Raw genomic sequence first — 5,085 nt, forward strand, 5'->3', positions numbered from 1 at the left:
CGCCCGCACCGGCGCTGCCCGCGCCGCAGCAGCCCGCGCCGGCCCCGGCCGGCGACGGCCTGCCGCCGCAGCTGCCGCCGGCGCAGCCGTCGTACGCCTCCGCGAGCTGGACGCCGTCGGTCTACGACAGCTGTCCCGCGACCGTCCACGAGCGCTACTCGGTGATCGGTCCCGACGGCAAGCGCTACCCGACCTGGCACCCGCCGACGACGATCGACCCGGCGACCGGCGCTCGCTGCACCTTCGGTCACGAGCACGGCCGCGATCCGGCCGGCTCCGACATCGGCGACTGGGTCGCCGACCACCTCGCGGCGGCCGGCGCGGAGCAGTACGCCGGGATCCCGTTCGGCCTCGCGACCGAATCGCTCGACGTCTACGCCGCTGCCAACCCCGGCACGAGAATCCGCCACGAGGACAACGTCGGCTACAAGGTCGACTACGAGAACGACGTCAGGCTGCTGGCCGCCGACGGATCGAGCGTCGGCGTCACCTGCGACTACCTCGTCTCCGTCCATCAGGGCTCGCACTCGCCCGACGCGCTCTCCAACAACGTCCACGAGCTGCTCTACGCCGTCCGCTGCGACGACGGCACCGAGCTGGTCAGCGACACGATCAGCCGCTTCGGCCCGCCCGGCAGCTACGTGCGCGCCTGCGATCCGGCGACGAGCGTGACGACGACCGACAACGGCTATCCGAGCGGCGCCGGCAGCCGTTCGATCCCCGATCGCGCCTGCGTCGAGCAGACGACGCTGGTCAGAGCGGGCGTGACGACCTCGGCGTGGGCGCTGTACGAGAAGTGGAGCGCGAGCAACGAGCTGCGGACCGCCGACGGGCGCACGCTGGCGGCGTTCGACCCGGCCTTCGGCGTCTTCGACCCGAGCCGCTACGCCAACCCGGGCGCGAGCACGAGACTGGGCCGCACGCTCGACCTCTGCTGGGAGGTCGAAGGCAACGGTGACCGCGCCCGTTCGGCCGCCTGCGACGGGGCCACGGCAGGCGGGACGCTCCCGAGCGCCTACGCCTTCAACGATCCGCGCTCACCGTTCGACGGCACCCACCGCGACGTCTACCTGCGTGAGACGACGCTCGACAACGCCGGCGGGGCGCGCCTGTACTGGACCGACCCGTATGGCGGAAACGCCTCCACGACGCCGTTCCCCGGCGCGCTCTGCCAGCTCGTCGGCGACGTCGACACGACCGCGCGGCCGGCGTTGCAGGAGCGCGTCTTCGGCCGCAACCGACCCAACGACGACGAAGGCGTGCACGCGCCCAATTGATCCCCTCGCCCCGCGGGAAGCGTCCATAAAGGCCACCTAATGTTAGGATGCCCTAATCGTCGCCCCGCGGGCGAGCAAGGCCCACTCACCCTCTCAGGAGAACGATGACGAACCTGATCACGCGCTGGCGCAATGCGCCTGCGCTGCTGGCCGTCGGCGCGGCGCTCGCGCTGTCGGCTTGCGGCAGCGACGACGATTCGGCGAGCACCAGCGCCGCGACCGGCGCCTCGACGACGGCGACGACCGCGGCCGCGCAGATCGACTACGCGCCGATCCAGGACTACCTCTACGAGCACACGCAGCGGCTCATCACCGACACCGAGACGCTGCAGAGAGACGCCGAGGCGTACTACGCGCTGGCTGAGTCGGCCGACTTCGACTACGCCAGACTGCTGGCGACGAGAGGGCCCGAGGTCCAGCGGCTCGTCACGCAGCTGCAGAGAGACCTGCGCACCGCCAACCCCTCCTACGAGGAGATGGAGGGCGTCGTCGCGGGTGTCCCCGAGCTGGCCGACTTCGACGTGATCATCGACGCCGGCGGTGACGCCAGCGACCCGGAGAACGCGGTGCCGTTCTCGATCAGAACGCCGGCCGGCAAGACGTACAGACAGCCGGGCAACTTCTTCGCGCTCGTCGAGACGTCGGTCTTCGGCACCGAGCCGAGATTCACCGTCAGAGGTGTGAGACCGGACCTGAACGGTGATGGCAGAGTGGTGTTCGGAGAGGCCCTTCCCGACGCCGACTTCCTCGTCGCGACCGCGAGAGACTTCCACACGACCGCGCAGGAGCTCGACGACGCCGCGCACAGATGGGAGCCGGCCCCGGAGGACGTCTTCACCGCCGTCGTCGTGATGACGCCGACGATGTCGGAGTACTTCGAGGCGTGGAAGAACTCGCGCTTCGTCGCGGGCGACAGAGCGACCGAGTCCGGCTTCGTCGGCACCTCGCGCCTCTCCGACATCGCCGACATCCTCGGCGGCCTCGTGCTCGTCTACGACTCGATCGAGCCGTCGATCGCGGGCGTCGACGCCGAGCAGGCGAAGCAGACCGGCACCTCGCTGAGAAGACTGACCGCGTTCGCCGAGCGGCTGCGCGACGAGGAGGCCGACGGCCGCAGATTCACCGCCAGCGACGCCGACACGCTCGGCGGCGAGGCGCAGGACCAGGCGGAGGCGATCGCGGGCCAGGTCTCGCAGGCCGCCGCGCAGTTGAACATCACGCTGGAGAACTGATCGACGCATGACGTACCGCCGCCGTCCGCTGCCGCTCCTGCTCGCACTGATCGCGCTGCTGCTGAGCGGGGGCGGGGCGGTGGCGGGCGCGGCCGGGGCGGCGACGGCCGGCGGCAGCTCCGCGGCAGGCGGCGGCGCTGCCGCCGCCCAGCCGTGGCGCGTCGCCGACCAGGTGCGCGGGCAGCTGTTCGAGGCGCAGACGGCGCTGATCCTCGGCACCAGCGCGGAGGCCGTGCAGGCCGTCGAGCGCGCTCGCTTGCAATACGAGCGGTCGCTGGCAAAGACCGTCAGCGCCGCCGATCCCGACGCCGGCAGAGCGATCCTCGCCGGCTTCGACGACGCGCTCAGAGCGGCCAGAGCAGGCGATGAGGTGGCGCTCGCCGCCGCCCGCGGCGAGATCCGCGCCGCGCTCTTCGCCGGCGCCTACGAGGTGACGCTCGACGCCGTCGCCGACGGCGACGCCGCGACCGCCAGACAGTGGCTGCTGCTGCGCGAGTTCCGCACCGCGACCCGCTTCACCCGCCCCGGCGGCGACGCGACGCTCGCGATCCAGCAGCTCGCGAGCAGAAGAGTGACGCCCGACGCCGCCCGCGCGATCGTCGTCAAGGACCTGCTCGACGCCTATCAGGGGCGGCTGCGCGAGCTGCTCGACGACGCCGCCCGCGGCGACGAGCGCGACCTGCCCAACCGCCGCGCCGAGGCCGCCGCGCAGGCGGCCGGCTACTTCCGCATCCTGCTGCCGCGCTACCTGCAGGACATGGGCGACGCGAGAGCCGACAGCGCGCTCGCCGCCTACGCCGCGCTGCAGAGAGCGGCGCGCACCGGCGACTCGGCCGGCTTCAGAGCGGCGCACGCCGACGCGGTCGCCGCGCTCGACGGCTTCACCGCCGCGCCCTTCACCGACGAGGAGGCCGCGCGCCGCGCCCAGCAGCTGCTGCGCTTCCTCGCGCTCGTGCCGGTCGAGTACGGCCGCGGCGTCAAGGACGGGCGCGTCAACCTCGACTTCGAGATCCAGGAGGCGGTCGCCTTCCAATCGGGCGCGACCGCCGCGTTCCAGGACCTGCAGGCGACGCTCGCCAAGCGCGACCCGACCCGCACCGCGGCGATCGCCGAGCAGCTCGACAGACTCGGCGCGATCGTCGACGAGGCGACGAAGAGAAAGGAGGGCGTGACGCCCTCCGGCGAGGTCGACGAGCTGACCTCGCAGATCGAGGACGGGCTCGAGGCGATCATGCCGCAGGCGTGGCAGGAGGCGACCGACGAGTCCGACTACGACCTGATCGCGCTGACGCTCGATCGCATGGAGGCGGCCGCCGGCGCCGGCCAGTACCAGCAGGCCGAGCAGGCGCGGCTGGAGGCGTACGCCTTCTTCGAGTTCGGTCCCGAGCGCCGCCTGAAGGCGTTCGACCCCGGCCTCGCGCTCGACGTCGAGGGCCTGATCTGGTTCGGCGCGCTCGACCAGGACGGCCTCGCGACGCTGATCGCCGACCGCGCCTCACGGCGCGACATCCACGAGACGCGGATCGTGCTCGACGAGAAGCTCGGCGATGCCGCCGCGACGCTCGGCGACAGCGCGAACAAGACCCAGGTCGTCGTCAACTCGGCGATCCTCGTCTTCCGCGAGGGGCTGGAGGCGGTCCTGATCCTCGCCGCGATCACGGCCTCGTTCGTCGGCGCCAAGCGACGGATGCGGCGGCCGGTGCTGATCGGCGCCGCTCTCGGCCTGCTCGCCTCGATCGTCACCTGGGTGCTGGCGCAGACGCTGCTGACGTCGCTGGACCAGTACGGCGAGAAGCTGGAGGCCGTCGTCGGCGTGATCGCGATCGCGGTCCTGCTGCTGATCACCAACTGGTTCTTCCACAAGGTCTACTGGAGCGAGTGGATCGGCAAGTTCCACCGCCAGCGCAGACGGCTGGAGAGATACGACAGAGTCGGCTTCATCTCCGCGCAGGTGGTCGGCCTCGTGCTGCTCGGGCTGACCTCGGTCTACCGCGAGGGCTTCGAGACGGTCCTCTTCCTGCAGTCGCTGGAGCTGAGCGCCGGCACCGCGACGGTCGTCGAGGGCGCCGGCCTCGGCCTCGCGATGGTGCTCGGCGTCGCCGTCCTGACGTTCGCCGTCCAGCGCAAGCTGCCGTACAAGAAGATGCTGATCGTCACCGGCGTGATGATCGGCTTCGTGCTCGTCGTGATGGTCGGGCAGACGGCGCGCACGATGCAGGGGACCGGCTGGCTGCCGATCACGCCGATGGGCTTCGACCCGCCCTATTGGCTGAGCCTCTGGTTCGGTGTCTACCCGACGTGGGAGACCGTCGGCGCGCAGGTCGCCGCGTTCGTCTTCGTCGTCGGCTCGTACTACCTCGCGCAGGAGGTGCGCGTGAGACGGCCGAAGCGGCTCGCGCGCAAGAAGCGGGCGACGGCGGCCACGCCCGAGACGGCCGACAGCGCCTCCTAGCGCTCGACCATCCCGAGCGCGCGCAGCTCCCACAGCGCGCCGGCCCGCTCGCGCGCGGCGGCGTCGCTCTCGCCCGCGGCCGCGAGCGCGTCGGCGAGCCCGAGGCGGCTGCGCGCCGCGCGCG

2 protein-coding genes and 1 pseudogene are annotated in these 5,085 nt (G+C 71.9%); all 3 read left to right on the plus strand.

Annotation, left to right across the window (positions count from 1 at the left end):
- A pseudogene (locus R7226_RS30895) lies at positions 1 to 1,277 on the plus strand (hypothetical protein); the annotation flags it as partial.
- 104 nt (positions 1,278 to 1,381) lie between these two features.
- On the plus strand, positions 1,382 to 2,509 hold the full coding sequence (locus R7226_RS30900) for a hypothetical protein (protein ID WP_318601391.1): 1,128 nt from the start codon (positions 1,382 to 1,384) through the stop codon (positions 2,507 to 2,509).
- A 7-nt stretch (positions 2,510 to 2,516) separates the two neighbouring features.
- Entirely contained in the window at positions 2,517 to 4,961 is a 2,445-nt protein-coding gene (locus R7226_RS30905; protein ID WP_318601392.1) for an FTR1 family protein, read from the plus strand.
- Positions 4,962 to 5,085 lie beyond the last annotated feature (124 nt).

This window comes from Conexibacter stalactiti (assembly GCF_033542075.1).
Classification (GTDB): domain Bacteria; phylum Actinomycetota; class Thermoleophilia; order Solirubrobacterales; family Solirubrobacteraceae; genus Conexibacter; species Conexibacter stalactiti.

Excerpts from the sequence above, each read along its gene's own strand:
- R7226_RS30900 (WP_318601391.1), top strand. The coding sequence starts at position 1,382 with ATGACGAACCTGATCACGCGCTGGCGCAATGCGCCTGCGCTGCTGGCC.
- R7226_RS30905 (WP_318601392.1), top strand. The coding sequence starts at position 2,517 with ATGACGTACCGCCGCCGTCCGCTGCCGCTCCTGCTCGCACTGATCGCG.